The 21,976-nt window shown below is 70.8% G+C and carries 22 protein-coding genes; 5 read left to right on the top strand and 17 right to left on the bottom strand.

Features of this window, described 5'->3' with window-relative positions; genetic code table 11:
- Positions 1–94: 94 nt before the first annotated feature.
- The 3 genes from Adu01nite_RS09740 to Adu01nite_RS09730 form a co-directional block, all read right to left on the bottom strand.
- A complete protein-coding gene (locus tag Adu01nite_RS09740; RefSeq protein WP_203726242.1) occupies positions 95–871 on the bottom strand; it encodes a Pr6Pr family membrane protein in 777 nt (258 codons plus the stop codon).
- A gap of 342 nt (positions 872–1,213) precedes the next feature.
- Positions 1,214–1,981, bottom strand: a complete 768-nt coding sequence (locus tag Adu01nite_RS09735) for an SAM-dependent methyltransferase (RefSeq protein ID WP_203726241.1) — start codon at positions 1,979–1,981, stop codon at positions 1,214–1,216.
- Positions 1,982–1,991: 10 nt separating this feature from the next.
- Positions 1,992–4,748, bottom strand: a complete 2,757-nt coding sequence (locus tag Adu01nite_RS09730; RefSeq protein ID WP_203726240.1) for a DEAD/DEAH box helicase — start codon at positions 4,746–4,748, stop codon at positions 1,992–1,994.
- A 141-nt stretch (positions 4,749–4,889) separates the two neighbouring features.
- Here Adu01nite_RS09730 and Adu01nite_RS09725 point away from each other — a divergent pair, with 141 nt between their 5' ends.
- Positions 4,890–5,579 (top strand): HAD family hydrolase, encoded by a 690-nt coding sequence (locus Adu01nite_RS09725; RefSeq protein WP_203726248.1) that lies wholly within the window; start codon positions 4,890–4,892, stop codon positions 5,577–5,579.
- A 6-nt stretch (positions 5,580–5,585) separates the two neighbouring features.
- Here Adu01nite_RS09725 and Adu01nite_RS09720 read toward each other — a convergent pair whose 3' ends face one another.
- From Adu01nite_RS09720 to Adu01nite_RS09690, 7 genes are all read right to left on the bottom strand, one after another.
- Positions 5,586–5,813: a hypothetical protein gene (locus tag Adu01nite_RS09720; protein ID WP_203726239.1), complete on the bottom strand. Its 228-nt coding sequence runs from the start codon at positions 5,811–5,813 to the stop codon at positions 5,586–5,588.
- 75 nt (positions 5,814–5,888) lie between these two features.
- The gene (locus Adu01nite_RS09715; RefSeq protein ID WP_203726238.1) at positions 5,889–6,788 is read right to left on the bottom strand and encodes a diacylglycerol/lipid kinase family protein; all 900 of its coding nucleotides are present in this window, start codon (positions 6,786–6,788) and stop codon (positions 5,889–5,891) included.
- 14 nt (positions 6,789–6,802) lie between these two features.
- On the bottom strand, positions 6,803–7,768 hold the full coding sequence (gene tatC / locus Adu01nite_RS09710) for a twin-arginine translocase subunit TatC (RefSeq protein WP_203726237.1): 966 nt from the start codon (positions 7,766–7,768) through the stop codon (positions 6,803–6,805).
- Positions 7,769–7,777: 9 nt separating this feature from the next.
- Positions 7,778–8,104 carry a Sec-independent protein translocase subunit TatA gene (gene tatA / locus Adu01nite_RS09705; protein WP_203726236.1) on the bottom strand — a complete coding sequence of 109 codons (327 nt, stop codon included), beginning with the start codon at positions 8,102–8,104 and terminating at the stop codon, positions 7,778–7,780.
- Positions 8,105–8,268: 164 nt separating this feature from the next.
- On the bottom strand, positions 8,269–8,478 hold the full coding sequence (locus Adu01nite_RS09700; RefSeq protein ID WP_203726235.1) for a hypothetical protein: 210 nt from the start codon (positions 8,476–8,478) through the stop codon (positions 8,269–8,271).
- Between the two features lie 10 nt (positions 8,479–8,488).
- A complete protein-coding gene (locus tag Adu01nite_RS09695; protein ID WP_203726234.1) occupies positions 8,489–9,454 on the bottom strand; it encodes a helix-turn-helix transcriptional regulator in 966 nt (321 codons plus the stop codon).
- Positions 9,451–10,437: a helix-turn-helix transcriptional regulator gene (locus Adu01nite_RS09690; protein WP_203726233.1), complete on the bottom strand. Its 987-nt coding sequence runs from the start codon at positions 10,435–10,437 to the stop codon at positions 9,451–9,453. The genes Adu01nite_RS09695 and Adu01nite_RS09690 overlap by 4 nt, the downstream gene beginning before the upstream one ends.
- A 60-nt stretch (positions 10,438–10,497) precedes the next feature.
- Between Adu01nite_RS09690 and Adu01nite_RS09685 the strand changes: the two genes are divergently transcribed.
- A complete protein-coding gene (locus tag Adu01nite_RS09685) occupies positions 10,498–11,523 on the top strand; it encodes a cation diffusion facilitator family transporter (protein WP_203726232.1) in 1,026 nt (341 codons plus the stop codon).
- An 11-nt stretch (positions 11,524–11,534) separates the two neighbouring features.
- Positions 11,535–12,620, top strand: coding sequence for a DUF3866 family protein (locus Adu01nite_RS09680; protein ID WP_203726231.1), 1,086 nt, complete (start codon positions 11,535–11,537; stop codon positions 12,618–12,620).
- 6 nt (positions 12,621–12,626) lie between these two features.
- Here the strand turns inward: Adu01nite_RS09680 and Adu01nite_RS09675 are convergent, their stop codons facing one another.
- Entirely contained in the window at positions 12,627–13,010 is a 384-nt protein-coding gene (locus Adu01nite_RS09675) for an effector-associated constant component EACC1 (RefSeq protein WP_203726230.1), read from the bottom strand.
- A 41-nt stretch (positions 13,011–13,051) separates the two neighbouring features.
- Here Adu01nite_RS09675 and Adu01nite_RS09670 point away from each other — a divergent pair, with 41 nt between their 5' ends.
- Positions 13,052–15,283: a TIR-like protein FxsC gene (locus Adu01nite_RS09670; RefSeq protein ID WP_203726229.1), complete on the top strand. Its 2,232-nt coding sequence runs from the start codon at positions 13,052–13,054 to the stop codon at positions 15,281–15,283.
- Here Adu01nite_RS09670 and Adu01nite_RS09665 read toward each other — a convergent pair.
- A complete protein-coding gene (locus tag Adu01nite_RS09665) occupies positions 15,262–15,450 on the bottom strand; it encodes a hypothetical protein (RefSeq protein ID WP_203726228.1) in 189 nt (62 codons plus the stop codon). The two genes, Adu01nite_RS09670 and Adu01nite_RS09665, sit on opposite strands and share 22 nt — an antisense overlap.
- Positions 15,451–15,473: 23 nt before the next feature.
- Entirely contained in the window at positions 15,474–16,832 is a 1,359-nt protein-coding gene (gene pafA, locus Adu01nite_RS09660) for a Pup--protein ligase (protein WP_203726227.1), read from the bottom strand.
- Between the two features lie 129 nt (positions 16,833–16,961).
- Between pafA and Adu01nite_RS09655 the strand changes: the two genes are divergently transcribed.
- Positions 16,962–17,897 (top strand): dTDP-glucose 4,6-dehydratase, encoded by a 936-nt coding sequence (locus Adu01nite_RS09655; RefSeq protein ID WP_203726226.1) that lies wholly within the window; start codon positions 16,962–16,964, stop codon positions 17,895–17,897.
- Positions 17,898–18,078: 181 nt separating this feature from the next.
- Here Adu01nite_RS09655 and prcA read toward each other — a convergent pair whose 3' ends face one another.
- The 4 genes from prcA to dop form a co-directional block, all read right to left on the bottom strand.
- Positions 18,079–18,918 (bottom strand): proteasome subunit alpha, encoded by an 840-nt coding sequence (prcA, locus tag Adu01nite_RS09650; protein WP_203726225.1) that lies wholly within the window; start codon positions 18,916–18,918, stop codon positions 18,079–18,081.
- 52 nt (positions 18,919–18,970) lie between these two features.
- Entirely contained in the window at positions 18,971–19,810 is an 840-nt protein-coding gene (gene prcB, locus Adu01nite_RS09645; protein ID WP_203726224.1) for a proteasome subunit beta, read from the bottom strand.
- A gap of 284 nt (positions 19,811–20,094) precedes the next feature.
- Positions 20,095–20,310 carry a ubiquitin-like protein Pup gene (locus tag Adu01nite_RS09640; protein ID WP_203726223.1) on the bottom strand — a complete coding sequence of 72 codons (216 nt, stop codon included), beginning with the start codon at positions 20,308–20,310 and terminating at the stop codon, positions 20,095–20,097.
- Between the two features lie 99 nt (positions 20,311–20,409).
- Positions 20,410–21,927: a depupylase/deamidase Dop gene (gene dop / locus Adu01nite_RS09635; protein WP_344520092.1), complete on the bottom strand. Its 1,518-nt coding sequence runs from the start codon at positions 21,925–21,927 to the stop codon at positions 20,410–20,412.
- Positions 21,928–21,976 lie beyond the last annotated feature (49 nt).

Below are 21,976 nucleotides of genomic sequence, written 5' to 3'. Positions count from 1 at the left end.
GCGGGGCGGATGCCTTCCGAGACCGGCTCTTGCCCGCCGGGCGCATTCGCGGCCAACTCCGACCGACCGCGCCACGAAGCCGACACCGCGATGTTCAGGCCGACCTCTGCTCAGCGGCGGCCTTCGCGACCGTCTCCTGATCGCCGGGCTGCGAATCCGGCGCCGCTTCCGCCGGTCCGGCGGGGGCGGACGACGAAACCTCACCGCCAGGCGTAACCTCGCCGCCGCCCGGTCCGGGCCGGGCGCGGCCAAGGGAAGCCAGCCGGTCCAGGCCGACCACTGCCGCCCCCAGCACCACAAAGATCACGGCGAGTTCGACGAACTGGCCGGCCACCCAGTCGTAGCCGCGGGTGCCGGGGTCGAGGAAGAAGTATGGGTAGCGGATCGGGGCGCCCGGCAGCACGATCGCGCGGATCTCGATCGCCAGGCCGTATCCGAGCGGATAGAGGATCCACAGCGGAATCGACCGCCACCGCACGACCCGATGCGGCCCGAACGCCACCCAGTCGAGCAGGACCATCACCGGCACCACGTAGTGGATCAGGAACAGCGATCGGTTGGTGAGCGCCACCGCCGGGTCCGCCGCCGTGAGCCCGGGCAGCGGGCTCTTCCCGTGGTTGAGCATGAAGTGCGAGATCAGGCAGGTGATCAGGATCCACAGGGTGACCGCGCCACGCAGCCGGGGCGCCGGCGTCACGGTGGTCTGCCGCTTGACCATCCAGTAGAGCGCGCCGGCGAAGAACCCGAGCGTGATGACATTGCTCTGAGTGGTGTAGTAGATGATCCGGTGCTCGCCCATGAGCAGACCGGCCACCCCGCAGGCCACGATGACCGCACGCCACCAGAACTGTGGCGTCGCATAGACCCGCATGCTGTTCCCTCCGCCGGGCTTACCAACGGGTAACGAGTATGCCCGGCGAACCGCCTGCTACCAACGTGGCCAGGGCAGCAGCGTCCGGCACCGGCCCCGTCCACCAACGTCGCCAGGGCCGCAACGCCCAGTGCCGGCCCCGTCTACCAAGGCGGCCGGCGCAGCAACGCCCGGTACCGTTCCCGTCTACCAACGCGGCCGACGCAGCAACGCCCGGTACCGTTCCCGTCTACCAACGCGGCCGACGCAGCAACGCCCAGCGCCGGTCCCGCCTACCAACGCGGCCGGCGCAGCAACGCCCAGCGCCGGTCCCGTGCCAGGCCGAAAGAACCCAGCGGAAGGTCACCGCACCAGCGCGACCAGACCGTTGCAGCCCACGTCCTGCGCCGACGGCCGCGGCTGCGTTTCGTCGCCGGCGTGCCAATGCGCCACCGACACGAGCCCGGGCGGCACGAGGGAGAGCCCGTCGAACCAGGCCGCGAAGGCCGCCCCGTCGCGCGGCGCGAACCGCCCGCCCGGATTGTTGGCCTGCAGCTGCGCGACCGCCGCCGCCGGCACGTACTCCCAGGTCGCATGGCTGGCGACGACGTAACTGCCGGGCGCCAGCGCGGAGAGCAGGGCCTGCACGATCCCGGCCGGGTCCTCGTCGTCGCGCACGAAGTGCAGCACCGCCGCCAGCATCAGCCCGACCGGCCGGCCGAGGTCCAGAGCGCCCAGCGCCGGGTGGTCGAGGATGTCCCGCGGCGACCGCAGATCGGCCTCGACGTAGGCGTCCGGCAGCCCGGCGAAGGTGTCGGTGACCAGCGGGTCGTTGTCGACATAAACGATCCGGGCGGAGGGCGCGACGGCCCGGACCGCCTCCCCGGTGCCGCCGGGCGCCGGGATGCCGGTGCCGATGTCGAGGAACTGCCGCACCCCCTGCTCGGCGACGAACCGCGCCGCCCGGCCGAGGAACCGCCGGTTCTCGGTGGCCATCAGCCGGATCGTCGGCATCGCCGCCTCGATCGCGTCGCCGGACGCCCGGTCGGCGGCGAAGTGGTGCGCCCCGCCCAGCCAGTAGTTGTACCGCCGGGCGGGATGCGCCTGCGTCGTGTCGATCCGGCTGTCCATAGTGGAGATCCTAAAGTGCACCCTGGTAGGCCAGCACCCCCCGGTTGATCGCGGTGATGGCCTTGCGGGCGGCATCGCGGACCCCGGCCGACGACGCCGGCGCCTCCCGGATCTGGCCGAGCAGGTCGAGCACCTGCCGCGCCCACCGGACGAAGTCACCGGCCGGCATGTCGGCGTCGTAGTTGTGGCCGCTGGCCAGCACCTTGGCGAGCGGTTCACCCCGGGCCCAGCGGAACATCGGCCAGACGAACCCGGGGTCGGGCTCGCGGGTCAGGGTCAGCCCGTGCGCGGCCTCGTCGGCGGCGATCTCGCCCCACAGCTTGGTGCAGGCGTCGACCGCCTCGGTGATCGGGCCCTTCGGCACCGAGGCGCGGTCGTCGCCCTCGCGCCGTGACTCGTAGAGCACCATGGAGGCCGCCGCCGCGAGCTCGTCGGGGGCGAGACCCTCCCAGACGCCCTGCCGCAGGCACTCGGCGACGAGCAGGTCGGCCTCGGACCAGATCCGCCCGAGCATCCGGCCGGCCTCGGTCACCTCACCGTCGTCGGACAGGTAGCCGCGGCCGGTCAGCACCGCGCAGACCAGGTCGAACGTGCGGGACAGCGACCCGGTGCGCCCGGCCACCTTGTCGCGCAGCGCATCGGTGTCGCGCTGCAGCCGGTGCCGGCGCTCGGCCCAGCGGGCGTGTTCCTCGCGCTCGGGGCAGGCGTGGCAGGGGTGCTGCCGCATCCGCACCTTGAGCAGGGCGATCTCGGCGTCCTCGCCGTCGCCTCCGTTCCCGCGCCGGCGACGGCCGCTGCCGTGCCGGTCGAGGCCGGTGGCGGAGACCTGGGCGGCGAGGTCACGGCGGGCGGCAGGCGAGCGGTGATTGAAATGCTTGGGTACGCGGATGCGCTCCAGCACCTCGACCTGGCCGGGGAAGTCGGCGGGGCTGATCCGCCCGGCCCACCTGTCCTGGGTGAGCACCAGCGGCCGGGGCTCGCCGAACCCGCCGGTCGGCGCCTCGAGGACGACCGCGAGCCCGGCCCGGCGGCCCTGCGGCACCCGGATCACGTCGCCGACCTTGAGCCGCTCCAGCGAGGACACCGCGTCGGCCCGGCGCTGGTTGGCGCCCTGCCGGGCCATCGACTTCTCCCGGTCGGAGATCGCGACCCGGATCCCGAAATACTCGTCGAAGTCGCCGTGGTGGCAGGCCGCGTCCTCGCCGTACGTCCCCATGGTTTCGACGTTGCGCTGGACCTGCCGGGCCAGCCCGACCACCGACCGGTCGGCCTGGAACTGGGCGAACGACGACTCGAGCAGGTCGCGGGATTTGTCGGCGCCGACCGAGCCGACCAGGTTGACGGCCATGTTGTAGGACGGGCGGAACGACGAGCGCAGCGGGTAGGTGCGGGTGGAGGCGAGCCCGGCCACGTGCCGCGGGTCGACGTCGGGGCTCCACAGCACGACCGCGTGGCCCTCGACGTCGATGCCGCGCCGGCCGGCCCGGCCGGTGAGCTGCGTGTATTCCCCTGGGGTCAGGTCGACGTGCGCCTCGCCGTTGAATTTCACCAGTCGTTCGAGGACCACGCAGCGGGCCGGCATGTTGATGCCCAGGGCGAGCGTCTCGGTGGCGAAGACCGCCTTGACCAGGCCCCGCACGAAGCACTCCTCGACCGCCTCCTTGAAGGCGGGCAGCATGCCGGCGTGGTGGGCGGCGAGCCCCCGCTCGAGGCCGTCGAGCCACTCCCAGTAGCCCAGCACCGACAGGTCCTCGCGCGGGATGGAGGCGACCTTCTCCTCGGCGATACGCCGGATCTCGGCCCGCTCCTCGGGGTCGGTGAGCCGCAGCCCGGCCGTCAGGCACTGCTGCACGGCCGCGTCGCACCCGGCCCGGCTGAAGATGAACAGGATGGCCGGCAGCAGCCCGGCCCGCTCGAGCCGGTCGACCACCTCGGCCCGCGGCGGCGGCTGCCAGCGCTTCGACCGGCCGCCGCGCTGGCCCGGACCGTAGGACCGGCTGGTCATCTCCAGCCGGCGCTCCATCTCGCGGGTGTAGCGCAGCAGCTCGGGGTGCACGTCGTGCTTCTTGGCCGCGTCGGCGTCGTGGAACAGGTCGAACATCCGCCGCCCGACCAGCATGTGCTGCCACAGCGGGACCGGCCGGTGCTCGCTGACCACCACCTCGGTCTCGCCGCGCACGGTGACCAGCCAGTCGGCGAACTCCTCGTAGTTGCTGACCGTGGCGGACAGCGAGACCAGGTTGACCGAGGCCGGGAGGTGGATGATCACCTCTTCCCAGACCGCGCCGCGGAACCGGTCGGCCAGGTAGTGGACCTCATCCATCACCACATAGGCCAGCCCCTTGAGCGAGGACGAGCCCGAATAGAGCATGTTGCGCAGCACCTCGGTGGTCATCACCACCACCGGCGCGTCGCCGTTGATCACGTTGTCGCCGGTCAGCAGGCCGACCTTGTCGGGGCCGTAGCGCTCGACCAGGTCGTGGTATTTCTGGTTGGACAGCGCCTTGATCGGCGTGGTGTAGAAGCATTTGCGATCGCCGGCCCGCAGCGTCAGGTGCACCGCGAACTCGCCGACCACCGTCTTACCGGCGCCGGTCGGCGCGCACACCAGCACGCCGCTGCCCCGCTCCAGCGACTCGCACGCCGCGCGCTGGAAATCGTCGAGGTCGAAGCCGACATCCAGCATGAAGTCTTCCAGCGCCGGAAACTCGGCCTGCCGGGCCGCCCGCCGCTTGGATTCCGCAAATTTTTCGGCGGGACTCGTCATGACCACAAGGCTACGGCGCGGGTATGACAACTCGCAGCACCGGCGGCTGGGTCTCACAGGTCCGGACCGTCTCGGTATGGTTCACCCGTGCCGGAAGCCGTGGAATCGACCGATCACCCTCCCCATCGGCCGTCCCGCCAGGTGGATGCCGTGTTGTTCGACTTCCACGGCACACTCGCACAGGTGGAGGATTCGGTTCGGTGGGTGCTCCAGGCGGCTGCGGCCTGCGGCCGCGTGCTTGATCGGGCCAAGGCCACGATCCTCGCCGACCGCCTGGTGACGGCGGGGCGAGCCGGCGGGCCGGTTCCGCATCGCGTCCCACCCCAGCTCGCCGAGCATTGGGCCGACCGCGATCTGTACGCCCACAGCCACCGCGCCGCTTACACGGGCCTGGCCGCGACCGTGACCACGGACGTCGAGGGTCTCCCGGACGCGCTGTACGACCGGCTGCTGGACGCCGACGGCTGGCTCCCCTACGCGGACACCGAGCCCACGCTGCGCACCCTGCACGACGCCGGCATCAAGGTGGGCGTGGTCAGCAACGTCGGCTTCGACATCCGCCCGCACTTCGCGAGCTGGGGGATGGAACCGCTGGTCGACGCGTGGGCGCTGAGCTACGAGGTGGGCCGGCTCAAGCCCGACCCGGCAATCTTCCTGAGGGCGTGCGGCATGCTGGGCGTCGACCCGGAGCGCACCCTGATGGTCGGCGACACCCCGGCCGACGCGGGCGCGGTGCAGGCGGGATGCGCGGCCCTGGTGCTACCGGCCGCCGAGCCCGGCCGCCCCAACGGCCTGTCGGCGAGCCTGGCCCTGGCCGGCTGCCAAGCCTGAGAAAGATCAGGCGTAGGAGTCGAGGACGGTGCCCTTCCGGACGCCCTTCAGCTTCTTGGGCTCGGCCTCGGCCTTGACCGGCTCCGCGACGGCCGAAGCCGCGGCGGGACCGCCGCTCTGCGCCGTGGACGCCGCGGTGTCGGCCATCGACTTCAGCGTCGACCGGGCGGTGTCGAACGCCGTGGTGGCGAGCGAGGCGGCGTTGGTGAACGAGCGAAGCGAAGTCAGCGACATGCCATCACGTTCGGCCGCACCGGAAGGAACTGACCGCGAGGCCGTCCACGCAACCTGACCGCACCCGCAAAACGGTCAGACGAGCAGTCGCAGGGCACCCGGCACGCAGGTGATCTCCATCGGGAGCGGGCCGATGCGCTCGCCATCGGCGTACGCAATGATGTCGTCCGCATGGAGTCGCACCTGCTTTGCCCGAAATGTCCGGACCAGCGGGTCGGTCACGTGTGTGCCTCGCCGCAGGCGGGGTTTCAGGCGGGTCATCGCCCAGCGGCTCAGCGGCGCCGCGATCAACACGTCGAGCAGCCCGTCGGCCGGATCGGCGTCGGGCACGATGCGCAGGCCGCCGCCGTAGCTGGGGCAGTTGCCGATCGCGACCAGGGTGCCCTCGAAGCCGTGATCCGCCCCGTCGAGTTCCAGGGCGTAGACCCGCGGCCGCACCGTCACCATCTCCAGCACGATCGCCAGGTCGTAGCGCCGCGGCCCGCGCGGCCAGCGCATCCGGTTGGCCCGCTCGTTGACGATCGCGTCGAAGCCGGCCGCGAGGACCGCCCCGAACCACCGGGGCTCGCCGTCGGTCCCGACCGCCCGGGCCAGATCGATCGGCCGGTGCCGCCCGGCGAGCAGGGCGTCGGCGATCGCCGACGCAGCTGCGAGGGGATCGGCCGGCACGCCGGTGCCCGCCGCGAAGTCGTTCCCGGTCCCGGCCGGCACCACCCCGAAGCCGACCGGCCGGGTGGCCGCCGACTGCAACGCCTGATGAACGGTCCCGTCGCCGCCGACCGCGACCAGCGCCGCCGCCCCGTCGGCGACCGCCCGATGGCAGGCCTTCTCGGCGTCCTCCGAGCTGTGCGCCTCCAGCAGCCGCACCGGAAGCCCGGCCGCGCCCAGGCGCTGCACCACCCCGGGAAGCAGATCGCGGTGCCGGCCGCGCCCCGCACGGGGGTTGGCCAGCACCGCGATGTCACCGCTCGTCATGGCGGGTGACGTTACTACGTCATGTCGTCGAAGCGGCCCTCGAGCGGCTTCGGCTTGTTGACCGGCTCCGGAGCGTCCAGCGGGCTGGGTGCCTCGACCGGATCGGCGGCGCCGACCGGCACTCGGTCGTCGGTCAGCGGCGAGATCGTGTCGTCGTCGAGATCGGCGTAGATCTCCTTGCCGCGACCCTTGCGCTTGTCGTAGAGGAACGCGACGCCGACCGCGATGAAGTAGAGGAGACACATGCAGGCGGCGAGGAGCGTCATGCCGAACGGGCCGGGGTCGGGCGTGGCGATCGCGGCGAACGCGAACGACAGGAAGATCACGATCCGCCACCAGCTCAGCAGCCGGCGGGCCGAGACCACTCCGGTGAAGTTGAGCATCAGCAGAATCAGCGGGAACTCGAAGGCGGCGCCGAACAACAGCAGCATGCTGGTGACGAAGCCGATATAGCTCGACACCTCGAGTTTCGTCGACTCGCCGAGGACGCCGGCCTGCATGATGAAGGCGAGGCTGTGACCGACCACCAGGTAGGCGAGGACGGCACCGACCATGAACAGCGGCGCGGCGATGGCGACGAAGATGTACGCCCATTTGCGCTCGTGCCGGTGCAGACCGGGGGCGATGAACGCCCACAGCTGGTAGAGCCAGACCGGCGCGCCGACGATGATGCCGACCCACAGCGCGATCTTGAGGCGCAGCATCAGGCCGTCGCCGACGCCGAGGACGACGAAGTCGCAGTACTGCGTGCCGTCGGGTCGCACCGCCCACGACGAGGGCAGCGCGCAATACGGCTCTTTGAGCAGGTCGAACACCCAGTTCGACAGGATGAAGCCGACGATCAGGCCGACGACCAGACCGAGCGACGCCACGAAGAGCCGGTTGCGTAGCTCCCGGATGTGGTCGATCAGCGTCATGGAGCCGTCGGCGGCCTGCTCGAACTTAGTGGGCTGCCCTTGACGGCGAAGGCTCAGCGCCATGACCCGGGGTCAGCGGTCGTTGGTGCGCTGCACCGGGTCGACATAGGGCTGGGCGGCCGGCTGCGGCGGCTGCTGGTACTGCGGCTGGCCGGGCGGCGGGGCCTGCTGGTAGCCGTTCGGCTGCTGCACGTCACCCTGCAGCGGCGTCCGGTTGTACTGCGGCTCGGCCTTCTCCGCTACATCGCTGTTCTCGTCGATGAGGCCCTTGGTCTCCGCCTTGATGATGCGCAGCGACCGGCCCAGCGACCGGGCAGCGTCAGGCAGCCGCTTCGCGCCGAACAGCAGCACGAGGACGACCACGAAGATGGCGATGTGCCATGGCTTGAGGACACCCATGGGAGAACTCCAGTCGGTCGGATCAGTTGTGCGGGGTCCATCGTACGTGTCAATTCTGGTGAAGTAGCCCACCGGGACCCCCGGGTTTTGTTCCGTTCCGCGAAGTCCTGGACAACGGGGAAGGAACGCCGCAGGCTACCGAGCGTTCACAAGATCTGTAAAGGTTAGTGCCGGTTGGCCTGGGCGGCGATGGTTTCGACGCGTTCCTGCAGGGCCTCCACCTTCGCCTGCAGGGCCAGCGCGGCCGCCTGCCGGGCCTGAAGCTTCCCGGCGGCCCGATTCATCTCGGACAGCCGGCCGAGCAACGGCACGGCCGCGGCGATCAGAATGATCAGAGCGACGACGACAACGGCGATCCACACCCAGAGCAGCACGGCGGCAACCTTACCGGGCGGGGCTGCTGTACTGGTCGAGCGCGGCCGCGGCCTGGGCCCGGATCCGGTCGAGCAGTTCCGGCGGGCCGACCACGGTCACGTCCGGGCCGAGGCCGAGCAGCAGTCGCTGCGCCCAGCCCAGGTCGGTCACCCGCATGGTGACCACCCATTCCTCGCCGGGCCCGTCCCGTCGCACCTCCTCGACCGGGTAGTACTCGGTGATCCACCGGCTGTGCCGGCCCACCCGCATGGTGACCAGCGGCAGGTCGGGGGTCGGCCGGAAGACGCCCTCGGTCACGTCCTGGGGCCGGGCCGACGGAGGCGGCGACGACCGCTCCGGAAGCGCGGCGAACGCGTCGATCCGGTCGACCCGGAACATCCGGGTGGCCTCGGCGCGGCGGCACCAGGCCTCCAGGTAGGCCCGGCCGCCCACCATCAGCACCCGCATCGGGTCGATGATCCGGGAGGTGGTCTCGTCCCGGGCGGCCGTGTAATAGGTGATCTCCAGTGCGTGCCCGCCCTCGACCGCGGCCCGGATCCGGTCCAGCTTCTCGGCGTTGGCCGGCAGCTTGACCGCGACCGGCGCGTCGGCCAGGTCACCGGCGGCGTTCTCGATCTTGGCGAGGGCCCGCTCGATGACGTCGCGGGTGCCGGTGCCGGGCGTCTCGGCGAGCATCCGCAGCGCCACGACCAAGGCGAGCGCCTCGTCCTGGGTGAGCCGCAACGGCCGGTCGATCCCGGCGTCGTGGCTGATCGTGACCCGGTCCCCGTCGAGGGCCATGTCGATGAGGTCGCCCGGACCGTACCCGGGAAGGCCGCAGACCCACAGCAGCTCGAGGTCCTCCCGCAGCTGCTTCTCACTGACCCCCTGGTCAGCGGCGGCCTCGGAGACGAGGATCCCCGGCCGCGCGAGAAGGTAGGGAACCAGATTCAACAGCCGGCCGAGCCGGTCGACGGAAGTCTTCGGTCCAGTCATGCGGCCACCACGCCGTCATGCCTGGTCATGACCTCCTTGAGGCGCTGGATCACGGCCTCGCGCACCTCGGGCGGGCCGTCCACCCGCACGTCCGGGCCGTAGCCGGCGATGGTGGCGGCCATCCGCTCGGCGTCCGCGTACGGAAGGGTCAGCCGGTCCCCCTCCGGACCCGGCAGCGTCTCCACCGCCCATCGCCGCAGGCCGGCGGCCTTGCCGTGCCGGGCCACCACGAACGCCCGGCCGTTGTGCGGCATGGTGCCGTCCCAGCCGGAGACGTGACTGATCAGATCGACCTTGTCGGGCGGGGTGAAGGCGCCGGGCCGGCCGACCGGCCGCACGTTGCCGACGATCCGGGACAGCCGGAAGCAGCGGGTGGCGTTGCGGTCGCGGTCGTGGCCCACCACATACCACCGGCCACGGAAGCACACCACGCCCCACGGTTCGAGACGGCGGGTGGCCGGGTCGTCGACCTCCGGCACCCGGTAGCTGAAGGTGACCGCCCGCCGGTCGCGGGCGGCGGTGGTGAGCGGCCCGAAGGCCGGGTCGACGGTGACCACCGGTTCGACGCCGAGGGTGGCCTGCGGGTCGACCTCGACCCCGGCCGCGCGCAGCTTGGCCAGCCCGGACGACGCGGCGGCGGCGAGGCCGGCGTGCTGCCAGAGGCGGGCCGCGATGCCGACGGCGGCGGCCTCGTCCGGCTCGAGGATGATGTCCGGCAGGGCGTACTCGCGGTGCGCGATGCGGTAGCCGGGCTCCTGGTCGAAGATGCTCGCCGTGCCGGTCTCCAGGGGCACCCCGAGGTCGCGCAGCTCGGCCTTGTCCCGCTCGAACTTGCGCTGGAACGCTTCGTGATCGCGCGGATCGGACGGGTCGTGCTCGTAGCCGGGCACGGTCGCGGCGATCTGCGCGGCGGTCAGGAACCTCCGGGTCGACAGGAGGCAGATCACCAGATTGACCAGGCGCTCGGTGCGGGTGCGCGACACGAGAGGCAACGCTAGCAGCCTCGACGCCCCGGCGGTTATTCGTAACCTGCCAGGGGAAGGATGGTGTTCGTGACATCTGAGGAAGAGGCGCCGGTGGGTCTGGCCGCGGCCGAGCCACTGGCGGTGGCCGAGGAGGCCGGCGAGGGCAACGAGAGCATCGGCACGGTGATCCTGGCCGGGATGGCCAACCTGGCGATCGCCATCGCGAAGCTGGCGGCCGGCCTGTTCTCCGGTTCGTCGGCGATGCTCTCCGAGGCGGCCCACTCGACGGCCGACACGATCACCGAGGTCTTCCTCTACGTGGCGCTGGTGCGGGGGAAGCAGCCGCCCGACGAGGAACACCCGTTCGGGTACGGCAAGGAGAGCTTCGTCTGGGCGTTCATCGCCGCCCTGTTCACCTTCGTCGGCGGTGCCTGCTTCTCGATCTACCACGGCATCACCAGCATCCTGGCCGACGAGAAGAGCGGCGAGTTCCTCTGGTCGTACATCGTCCTGGCCATCTCCTTCGTCGCCGAGGGCAGCTCCTTCCTGCGCGCGCAGCGCCAGGTGGCCGGCGAGTCGCGCCGCTGGGGCGTGACCCGCTCCCGGTTCCTGCGCCTGACCCCGGACACCACGGTCAAGGCGGTCTACTTCGAGGACTCGGCCGCCCTGGTCGGCCTGGTCATCGCCGCGCTGGGCCTGCTGCTCACCCAGCTCACCGGCGACGAGATCTGGGACGGCCTGGGCTCGGTGGCGATCGGCATCCTGCTGTTCCTGGTGGCCGTGATCCTGGCCCGCAGCAACGCGTCGCTGCTGGTCGGCCGCTCGGTGCCGCGCCGTATCCACAACGAGATCGCCGCCGAGATCAACGCCATCCCGATCGTCGTGGCCGTCCCGACGCTGCTCACCATGCAGCTCGGCCCGGGCGACATCCTGGTCGCCGCCAAGGTCGACTTCGACGACGACGTACGCGGCGGCGCGATCGAGGAGGCCTCCGACGAGGCCGAACGGCGACTGCGGGCCCGCTACCCCGGCATCCGTTATGTGTTCCTCGACCCGACCCGCGGCACGGCCGGTCGCAACCACGTCGACGGTGGCGTCGAGTAACCTCGCCGGTCATGGTGCGGTGGCGGTCCGGGACAGTCCGGGCAATTCGGCGACGCTGGCGGGGTGCGGTCGAGCTCGACGTGCAGATCGGCGACGAGCAGATGCGCGCGCTCGCCTATCCCGGGCTGGTCGGCGAGCCCGAGCCCGGCGACCGGGTGCTGCTCAACGTGGGTGCGCTCGTGATGGGCCTGGGCACCGGCGGCTACGCCCTCGTCGTGGCCCTGCCCGACCGGCTGCCGCCCGATCCGGTCGATGCGGGGACCACCCGCGACGCCGGCCACCTGGTCAAGGCCCGCTACACACCGTTGCAGGCGATCCTGCTCGGCGTCGACGAGGAGGCCTCCCCGCATCGCGCGGTGATGGAGCGAGCCGAGTCCCTCGACGGCATGCCGGTGGTCACCGCCGACCTGCACTCCGCGCTTCCGGCCATCCTCGCCGGCCTCCGCGCCGACAATTCAGGAGCCAGGGTTGCGTACGTCATGACCGACGGCGGCGCGCTTCCCGCGTGGTTCTCGCGCACCCTGGACGGCCTGCGTGATCATCTGGCCGGCACGGTCACCACCGGTCAGGCGTTCGGCGGCGACCTGGAGGCGAGCACCGTGCACACCGGGTTGCTGGCCGCCCGGCACGTCCTCGGCGCCGACGTCACGGTGGTCGCGCAGGGCCCCGGCAACCTGGGCACCGGCACGCCGTGGGGCTTCTCCGGGGTGGCCCTCGGCGAGGCGGTCAACGCGATCGCCGTCCTCGGCGGCCGGCCGGTCGGCTCGTTGCGGGTGTCCGACGGCGACGGGCGCCCCCGGCATCGCGGGGTATCGCACCACTCGCTCACGGCGTACGGAAAAGTGGCTCTGACCAGCGCCGACCTGCCGGTGCCGGACGGCCTCGAGCCCACCCTGGCCGCGACGGTCGACGCGGCGCTCGCGCCGCTGGCCGAGCGGCACCACCTGGTCCGCGTCCGGAGCGAGGGTCTCGACGAGGCCCTGCGCGCCTCACCGGTCGGTCTCTCGACGATGGGCCGTGGCCTCGACCAGGACCACGCCTACTTCCTGACCGCGGCCGCCGCCGGACGCCACGCGGCGTCGCTGCTCGGCTCCTGACCGGCCCTACTCCTGGTCTTCGCGGAACTGCTCGACCGCCTGGCGCACGGTCTCCTCGGAGAGGTTCTCGCCGGACAGGGTGACCGTGCGGGTCTGCACCTTGCCGTCCACCACCGTCTCGTCGGTCAGCGTCAGCGACCGGCGTTTGTCCCGGTGGAGCCAGAGGTTGGCGAGCCGCACGAAGCCGGCCACCGCCGCCGGCCCGGTCAGCGACACCAGCAGATCGCTCCACGGGCCCTTGACGCCGGGGGCCGCGGCACCGTCCCGCCGGAGCAGCCCGGCCAGCTCGGGAATGTCCCGGGCGAACTGGTCGAACTCGGCCCCGGCCGAGCGCACCGCGGAGTGGTCGGTAGGCAGGTCGAGCACCGCGAGAGCGATTGATACGTCCATTCGCGACACCGTATCCTCCAGCTGGACCGAGAGGCGGTCGAGTGTATCGAGCTCTCCTGATCTGCAACTTCACCTACCACCGCGAAGACGGACAGTCATTGCCCGCCCTCAAAGGGCCGCGCGGCGACGGCCCGCTGCTCGGGGATGCTCTCACGCACCACCAGTCGGGGCTCTTCGACGACGCCAACGTCGCCACCCACTTCGATCTGACGACCGATCAGATCCGCGATTACACCAGCCTGTTCTTCCTCGACAGCGCGGCCGACGACGTGCTGCTGCTCTACTTCAGCGGGCACAGCGTCGGCGGCAACGAGAAGCTCTACCTCTGCGGCACCAACACCGACCCGCGACGGTTTCCGGGCACCGCGGTCTCGAACGACTCGATCAGCGAGATGATCCGGGACTCCCCCGCCTCGGCCAAGGTCGTCGTGCTCGACTCCTGCCAGGCCGGCGCGTGGAAGGGCGAGGTGCCGCACCGGCCCGGCTTCGGCCGCGGCAGCTACCTGATCGGCGCCACCACGGCCACCCAGCAGGCGCCGGACGCGCACGCGAACGGGCGGCCCAGCCCGTTCACCCGGGCCCTGGTGGACGGGCTCGTCCACGGCGCGCAGAGCAGCAACGAGGACGGCCAGATCGACCTGGCCGATCTGTTCAACTACCTCAAGGGGCACGCCGCCGCCGGGCAGATGGACCCGTACCAGCGGTTCGAGGGCATCGGGCGGGTCCCGATCGCCCGCCGTGCCGTGCCGCTGCGGGTCGCCGCCCCGGCCGGCCCGGCCGAGCGGGTGCCGTTCCTCGACGAGACGACCGCCCTGACCACCGTCGACCCCGACCGGGTCGCCCGCTTCCGGGCCGACCTGCGGCCGGACATCGTCGCGAAGTACCCGGCCGAGCTGACCGACGCCGACTTCCTCGCCCGCGCGCATCTGCTGCGCGACGGACGGCTCACCCGGGCCGGGGTGCTGCTGTTCGGCGCCGCCCCGACCGCGGTCTTCGTCAGCGCCATCGTGCAGTGCCGGCAGATCCGGGGCGTCGCCAAGGACGGCATCGCCGAGGACCAGCCGCCGCTGGACGGCTCGGTGCCCGAGCAGATCATGCAGGCCCGCGACTTCGTGGCCGCGCTGGCCCGGCGCGGCGACCGCCCGACCGAGGACTCCGCCGCCGCGCAGCCGTTCTACGAGTTCCCGATGATCACCGTGCGCGAGGTGATCGCCAACGCGCTCGTGCACCGCGACTACGAGCTCGACGACAGCTGCGTGCACGTGCGCTTCTACGCCGACCGGATCGAGGTGGTCAGCCCCGGGCACTGGGTCGGTGCCGAGCTGCCGCCGGGCGAGCGCCGGCCGCTCGGCGACCTGGCCGCCGAGTCCAAGAAACGCAACTTCCGGCTGGCCGGCATCCTGACCTGGATCCGGGTGGTGGAGGGCGAGGGCAGCGGCATTCCGCGGGCGCTGCAGGAGTGCCGCCGGCTCGGCGCCCCGGAGCCCACGGTCAGCTACGCGAACGGCATGGTGATCGTCACGATCCATCCGGTCCCGCTGGACCTCGGACCCCAGGTGGCCGACGAGGTCCGGGACCGTACGCCGTACTTCCCCGGCCCGGTCACCGCCGGCTCCTACCTGGGTGGCAGCGGACCGCTGTTCTTCCTGAGCTACGCCCGCACCCAGCAGGGCCGGCGCCCGGTGACCCCGGCCGACGCCAACCGGCACGTCGTCCGGCTCTTCGACGACCTGTCCGAGAACGTCGCCGAGCTGGTCGGCATCGAGCCCGGCACGGTCCCCGGTTTCATGGATCTGAACCTGGTCGGCGGGGAGCATTGGGAGCAGGGCATCCGCCGGGCCGCGACCACCTGCCAGGTGTTCGTCCCGCTGCTCGCACCGCCGTACGTCCGCGGTGGCTGGACCGCGATGGAGTGGAAGGCCTTCGAGCAGCGGCCGGTGCGGGTGCGCGAGGGCGAGACCGCCGGCAGCGGCATCCTGCCGGTGATCTGGGCGCCGCTGCCCGAAGCGCCGCCGGACGAGATCGCCGCGGTCCCGCTGTTCCTGCCCGAGCTGGTGCCGCCGGAGTTCGACCATCTCTACCGGGAGAACGGGCTCCTCGGTCTCCTGCTGTCCCGCCAGGACGAGGTCTACGACATGATCCTGTGGCGCCTGGCCCAGGAGATCGCCCGGAAGATCCACGTCCAGTACGTCGAGCCGATCGAACTCGTTTCCCTGGACGGCCTGCCACGCACCTTCGGCCGCTCAGCGGATCAGGACGAGACGATCAAGTAGAGCCAGCCGAACAGGACCACCCCGAGCACGGCCGCCATCAGCCAGGTGGGGACGCGGTGACCGCCGGCCCGGTTACGCCGGACCTCGGCGCGGATACGCTCGCGGCGCCGCTGCAGGCGGCCCCACAGGACGTCGTCCGAGGTGCGTTCGGGCTGGTCGTTCGTCATGACCCGACCAGCCTAAACCCACGTCACATGCTGGCGATCAACCGCTCCACGCGCTCGTCGTACGCCCGGAACGGGTCCTTGCACAGCACCGTGCGCTGCGCCTGGTCGTTCAGCTTGAGATGCACCCAGTCGACGGTGAAGTCGCGGCGCTTCTCCTGCGCGTGCTTGATGAACTCGCCGCGCAGCCGGGCCCGGGTGGTCTGCGGCGGCGTCTCCTTGGCGGCGAAGATGTCCAGGTCGTTGGCGATCCGGTCGACCTGCTTGCGCTTCTCCATCAGCGCGTAGAGGCCCCGGCCCCGGCGCACGTCGTGGTAGGCGAGGTCGAGCTGGGCGATCCGCGGGTGCGACATCGGGATCTCGTGCTTGGCCTGGTAACGCTCGATCAGTTTGTACTTCGAGACCCAGTCGATCTCGCGGGAGACCGGGTCGAGGTTTTCACTCTCGATCGCGTCGAGCACCCGGCCCCACAGCTCGACGACCCGCTTGGCGGTCTGGTCGCCGCCGCGCCGCTCGACGAACTCGGTCGCCTTCGCCAGATACTCCCGCTGGATGTCCAGCGCGCTGACCTCTTTGTTGTTGGCCAGGCGGATCTTGCGGCGGCCGGTGATGTCGTGGCTAACCTCGCGGATGGCCCGTATCGGGTTCTCCAGGGTGAGGTCGCGCATCACCACGCCCGCCTCGATCATCCGCAGCACGATGTCGGCGCTGCCCACCTTGAGCAGGGTGGTGACCTCGTTCATGTTGGAGTCGCCGACGATCACGTGCAGCCGGCGGTAGCGCTCGGCGTCCGCGTGCGGCTCGTCGCGGGTGTTGATGATCGGCCGGGACCGGGTGGTGGCGCTGGAGACGCCCTCCCAGATGTGCTCGGCGCGCTGCGAGAGGCAGAAGACCGCGCCGCGCGGCGTCTGCAGGACCTTGCCGGCCCCGCAGATCAATTGCCGGGTGACCAGGAACGGGATGAGCACATCGGCGAGCCGCCCGAACTCGCCGTGGCGCGAGACCAGGTAGTTCTCGTGACAGCCGTACGAGTTGCCGGCCGAGTCGGTGTTGTTCTTGAACAGGTAGATCTCGCCCGCGATCCCCTCGTCGTGCAGCCGCTTCTCCGCATCGACCAGCAGACCCTCCAGGATCCGCTCGCCGGCCCGGTCGTGCGCGACCAGATCGGTGACCGAATCGCACTCGGGTGTTGCGTATTCAGGGTGGGAACCGACATCCAGGTAGAGACGTGCACCGTTGCGAAGGAAGACGTTGCTGCTACGCCCCCAGGACACCACTCGGCGGAACAAATAGCGGGCCACCTCGTCCGGTGACAGCCGCCGCTGCCCCCGATAAGTACACGTGACGCCGTACTCGGTCTCGAGGCCGAAAATTCGCCGTTCCATGTCGAAACACTAGCCTCATCCGGCATCCATTGGCAGTCACCAGCCGCGCATTCCCCGGCACTGCGCGTCCACCCCCAGGTCACCGGATCGAGTGCCGGCCACGACACCGGAGCTAAAATCGGCGATGCGATGAACCTCTTGATCACCGGCGGCGCCGGATTCATCGGATCGCACTTCGTGCGCGCGGTCCTGGCGGACCGGTTGCCGGGCCTGGAGGGTGCGTCGGTCACGGTCCTCGACAAGCTTGCGTACGGCGGAAGCCTCGCCGCCCTCGGCCTGGTGGCCGAGAGCAAGCGCCTCGATTTCGTGCCGGCCGACGCCGTCGACGCCCCGGTGGTGGAGGCCGCCCTGCGCGGCCACGACGCCGTGGTGCACTTCGCCTCGGCCGGCGCCGCCTCCGACGTGGCCGGGGTCCAGGTGCTGCTGGAGGCCGCCCGGCGGCACGACGTGGCCCGCTTCCTGCACGTCTCCACCGGCGACGTGTACGGCTCGATCGACACCGGCGCCTGGGCCGAGCGCGCCCCGCTCGCCCCGACCACCCCGGAGGCGGCCGGCAAGGCCGGCGCCGACCTGATGGCCCTGGCCTACCACCGCACCCACGGCCTGCCGGTCGTGGTGACCCGGTGCAGCGACAACTACGGCCCCTATCAACACCCCGGGCGGACCGTCCCCCGGCTCGTCACGAGCCTGCTGGACGGGCGCGCGGCCGCACTGAGCGGCGACGGCGGCCGGGTGCGCGACTGGCTGCACGTCGACGACCACTGCCACGGCATCGCGCTGGCGCTGACGGCGGGCCGGCCGGGCGAGATCTATCACATCGCCGGCAGCGTCGAGCTGGCCGAACGCGACCTGACCGAGCTGATCCTGGCCGAGTTCGGCCTCGGCTGGGAGCACGTCGCCACGGTCCCGGACGGCCGGACCACCGACCACCGCCGGGCCCTCGACGACGACAAGATCCGCCGCGAGCTGGGCTGGCGCCCGCACGTCGAGTTCACCGCCGGCCTGGCCGCCACGATCGACTGGTACCGCGCGAACCCCACCTGGTGGCGACCGCTTCTGTCATAGCCGCGTGCTACCCATGGACCCATGGATTCCGCACTCGTCCTCGGCGCCGGCGGCATCACCGCCATCGCCCAGGGCTGCCGCGTGGCGCCCGAGGTGCACGCGGTCCGGCACGGCTGGCTACGACACAGGGCGCGACCGAAGTCGCACCCTGTGTCGCTGATGTCGGGAAACGCCGAAAAGGTCAGGAACCGTCGCCGTTGACCTCGTCGGCCGACTCGTCGGTCGCGCCCTCCAGGTCGACCGACGCCGCCGAGATGGTCGGCTTGTCCTCGGCCGGGCTCGGCGGGGCCGCGTCGGTCTCGCCCAGGTCCTGCTCGGCGACGGAACCGTGGCCGAGCAGCGTGGTCAGCGCGGTGCCGGCGATCCGCCGGAACGTGCGGCCCTTGCGCCGCCGGTCCAGCACCGCCACCTCGAGCTGCTTGGCCTCCAGCTCGCGGGTCTGGCCGTTCTCCCCGCCGACGCTGCCCAGTGCCTTCGCGGCCAGCGCGAGAGCGGTCGGCAGGTCGGCCGCTTCGTCGTGCCCCTCGCGGAGCACGGTGGAGATCGCCTCGGCCTGGCCACCCATCGCCATGAAGCCGGGCTCGTCCATCACCGAGCCGTCGTAGGTGATCCGGTACAGCTCGTCGGCCTCCGGCGAGGCGCCGACCTGCGCGATGCAGATCTCCACCTCGTACGGCTTCTGGGTCTCCGAGAAGATCGCACCCAGGGTCTGGGTGAACGCGTTCGCCAGGCCCCGGCCGGTGACGTCGCGGCGGTCGTAGCTGTACCCGTTGAGGTCGGCCATCCGCACGCCGGCCCGGCGCAGGTTTTCGAACTCGTTGTACCGGCCCACCGCGGCGAAGCCGATCCGGTCGTAGATCTCGCTGATCTTGCGCAGCGTGGTGATGTTCTCGGCGACCAGCAGGATGCCGCCCTCGTAGGTCAGCACCACGGCGGAACGGCCGCGGGCGATGCCCTTACGGGCGTACTCCGAGCGGTCGCGCTGGACCTGCTCGGGTGATGCGTAGAACTGCATGGCCACGGCTGGCTACTCCCTCTCGTCCCTGAAGATGAAAGCTCGGTGCAAGGGGGACTCAGCCGCCCGGGTTCTCCATGCGGCCGGCGACGACCTGCTCGGCCACCGCCGTGATCTCTTCCTCGGTCAGCCGGCGGGTGCCCTGCGCGGTGGCCGACATGACCACCGGGTAGATCTTGCGGGTCACGTCCGGTCCACCGGTCGCGGTGTCGTCGTCGGCGGCGTCGTAGAGCGCCTCGACGGCCAGCCGGACGGCGTCCTCGGTGCTGACGCCCTTCCGGTACTTCTTCTTCAGCGCCGACTTGGCGAACAGCGAGCCGGAGCCGATCGAGTCGTACCCGGTCTCCTCGTAGAGGCCGCCGGCCACGTCGAAGCTGAAGATCCGCCCGGCCTTGGACGGGTCGGTCGGCGACAGGTCGTAGCCGGCGAACAGCGGCACCACCGCGAGGCCCTGCATGGCCGCGCCGAGGTTGCCGCGCACCATCCCGGCCAGGCGGTTCGCCTTGCCGTCGAGGGACAGCATGATGCCCTCGATCTTCTCGTAGTGCTCCAGCTCGACCTGGAACAGCCGCATCAGCTCGATGCCGATGCCGGCCGTGCCGGCGATGCCGATCAGCGAGTACGAATCGGCGGGGTGCACCTTCTCGATGTCCCGGCTCGCGATGAGGTTGCCCATGGTGGCCCGGCGGTCGCCCGCCATCACCACGCCCTCGGCGGTCGCGATCGCCACGATCGTCGTGCCGTGCGGCGCCAGGTCACCCGCGAGGCCCGGCGGCAGCGGCCGACGCCCGGGCAACATCTCGGGGGCCGCATAGGTCAGGAACTGCGTGAAGGAGGACGTCCCCGCATTGGTGAAGACATCCGGCAGCCGACCGGATGGATCAAAGTCCTTTGCCACGTGGTTCCTTTCAGATACGTGATCGCACCGGCTCCGGCATTCCCGACAGGACGCCGTCGCAGTTGAAGCACAATATCCCGCGCACGCGGCCGGTGCGATGAAGAAGATCGACGTGTTGAAGGTCTCCCGGGGCCTCAGCTTGCCCCATCTCAGGCGAATGCGACCACGCTTCGCCAGGCATTGCCCGGACGACCCGTTTACGGGCCGCCCGGACGCTGCCGATGCTCTCGAATTCGGCTGAAAGCGAAACCGTTGCCCGGCCCTTACCGACCGGACAAAAGGTTCTACTCCCCGCCCTTCTGGACGTAACCGCGGACGAACTCCTCCGCGTTCTCCTCCAGGACCGAGTCGATCTCGTCAAGGAGGTCGTCGACGTCCTCGGTGATCTCGGCGTGCCGCTCGGCTACCTCCGGGTTGGCCTCGACGGTGACGTCCTCGACCTCCTCGCCGCTGCGGCTCTTGCCGGACTGCGACTGACCACCGGTGTCTCTGGTTGCCATGGGATGTCCCCCTTCTCCGCCACCCGAAGTCGCACAACATCGGGTATCGCAAACCTACCGCGCGCCTGTGACAAAACGCCGCGCCGGTCGGGTCGTTTCTCAGCGCGAAGTAATGACCTCGAGCAGGTCCTTCGCGCTCTCACACTTGTCGAAGAGCGCACCGACGTGCTTCTTCGTGCCCCGCTCGGGTTCCATCATCGGCACCCGGACGAGCGACTCCCGGCCCACATCGAAGATCACCGAGTCCCAGCTGGCCGCGACCACTTCGGACGCGTACTGCGCCAGGCAGCGACCGCGGAAGTAGGCCCTGGTGTCCACCGGCGGCTCGTACATCGCCGCCTGGGTGTCGGCGTCCTCGAGCAGCGTCTTCATCGAGCCACGGGCCACCAGGCGGTGGTAGAGGCCCTTCTCCGGGCGGACGTCGGCGTACTGCAGGTCGACCAGCTGCAGCTTCGGCGACGACCAGGTCAGGTTTTCCCGCTCCCGGTAGCCCTCGAGCAGCCGCAGCTTGGCCACCCAGTCGAGGCTGTCGGAGAGGATCATCGGGTCGCGGCCGAGCTTGTCGAGCACGTCCTCCCAGCGGTCCAGCACGTCCGCCGTCTGCTCGTCGGCGTCGTCGCCCTGCCGCTCGTCGACGAACGCGCGGGCCCGCTCGTAGTAGGCCCACTGCAGGTCGAGGGCGGTGAGCCGGCGGCCGTCGCGGAGCCGGATCAGGTGCGTGAGGGTCGGGTCGTGGCTGACCGACTTGAGCTCGCTGACCGGGTCGGCGATGCCCAGGTCACCGCTGAACACCTTCTCCTCGATCATGGCGAGGACCAGCGAGGTGGTGCCCATCTTGAGGTAGCTGGCGATCTCGGAGAGGTTGGCGTCGCCGATGATGACGTGCAGCCGGCGGTACTTGTCGGCGTCCGCGTGCGGCTCGTCGCGGGTGTTGATGATCGGCCGCTTCAGCGTCGTCTCCAGGCCGACCTCGACCTCGAAGAAGTCGGCGCGCGACGACAGCTGGAAGCCCGCCCCCGAGCCGTCCTGTCCGATGCCGACCCGGCCGACCCCGGTGAACACCTGCCGGGTCACGAAGAACGGCGTGAGGTGGGCGACGATGTCGGCGAACGGGGTCTGCCGGCGCATCTGGTAGTTCTCGTGCGACCCGTACGATGCGCCCTTGTTGTCGGTGTTGTTCTTGTAGAGCTGGATCCGGTGGGTGCCCGGGATCGTCGCGGCCCGGCGGGCAGCCTCGGCCATGACCCGTTCGCCGGCCTTGTCCCACTTGACGACGTCGAGCGGGTTGGTGCACTCGGGCGTGCTGTACTCCGGGTGCGCGTGATCCACATACAGCCGGGCGCCGTTGGTCAGTATGACGTTGGCCAGGCCCAGGTCCTCGTCGGCGAGCGCGTCGGCCGGGTCGTAGGCGGCGCCCGAGTAGGTGAATCCGCGAGCGTCGCGAAGCGGCGACTCCTCCTCGTAATCCCAGCGTGCGCGCCCCCCGCGATTGAGCTCGGGACGGGCGCCGTAAGCGTTGACCACCTGCGAGGAGGTCACCATCGGATTGGCGCCGGGCTGCCCCGGGACCGAAATGCCGTACTCGACCTCGGTGCCCATAATTCGCCGAACACTCATGCGACCACTCCGCCCGCCCAGACAACGCCGCTGCTGCTCATGTATCGAG

Source organism: Paractinoplanes durhamensis (assembly GCF_016862175.1).
Classification (GTDB): domain Bacteria; phylum Actinomycetota; class Actinomycetes; order Mycobacteriales; family Micromonosporaceae; genus Actinoplanes; species Actinoplanes durhamensis.
This window is presented reverse-complemented; position numbering and strand designations above follow the sequence as displayed.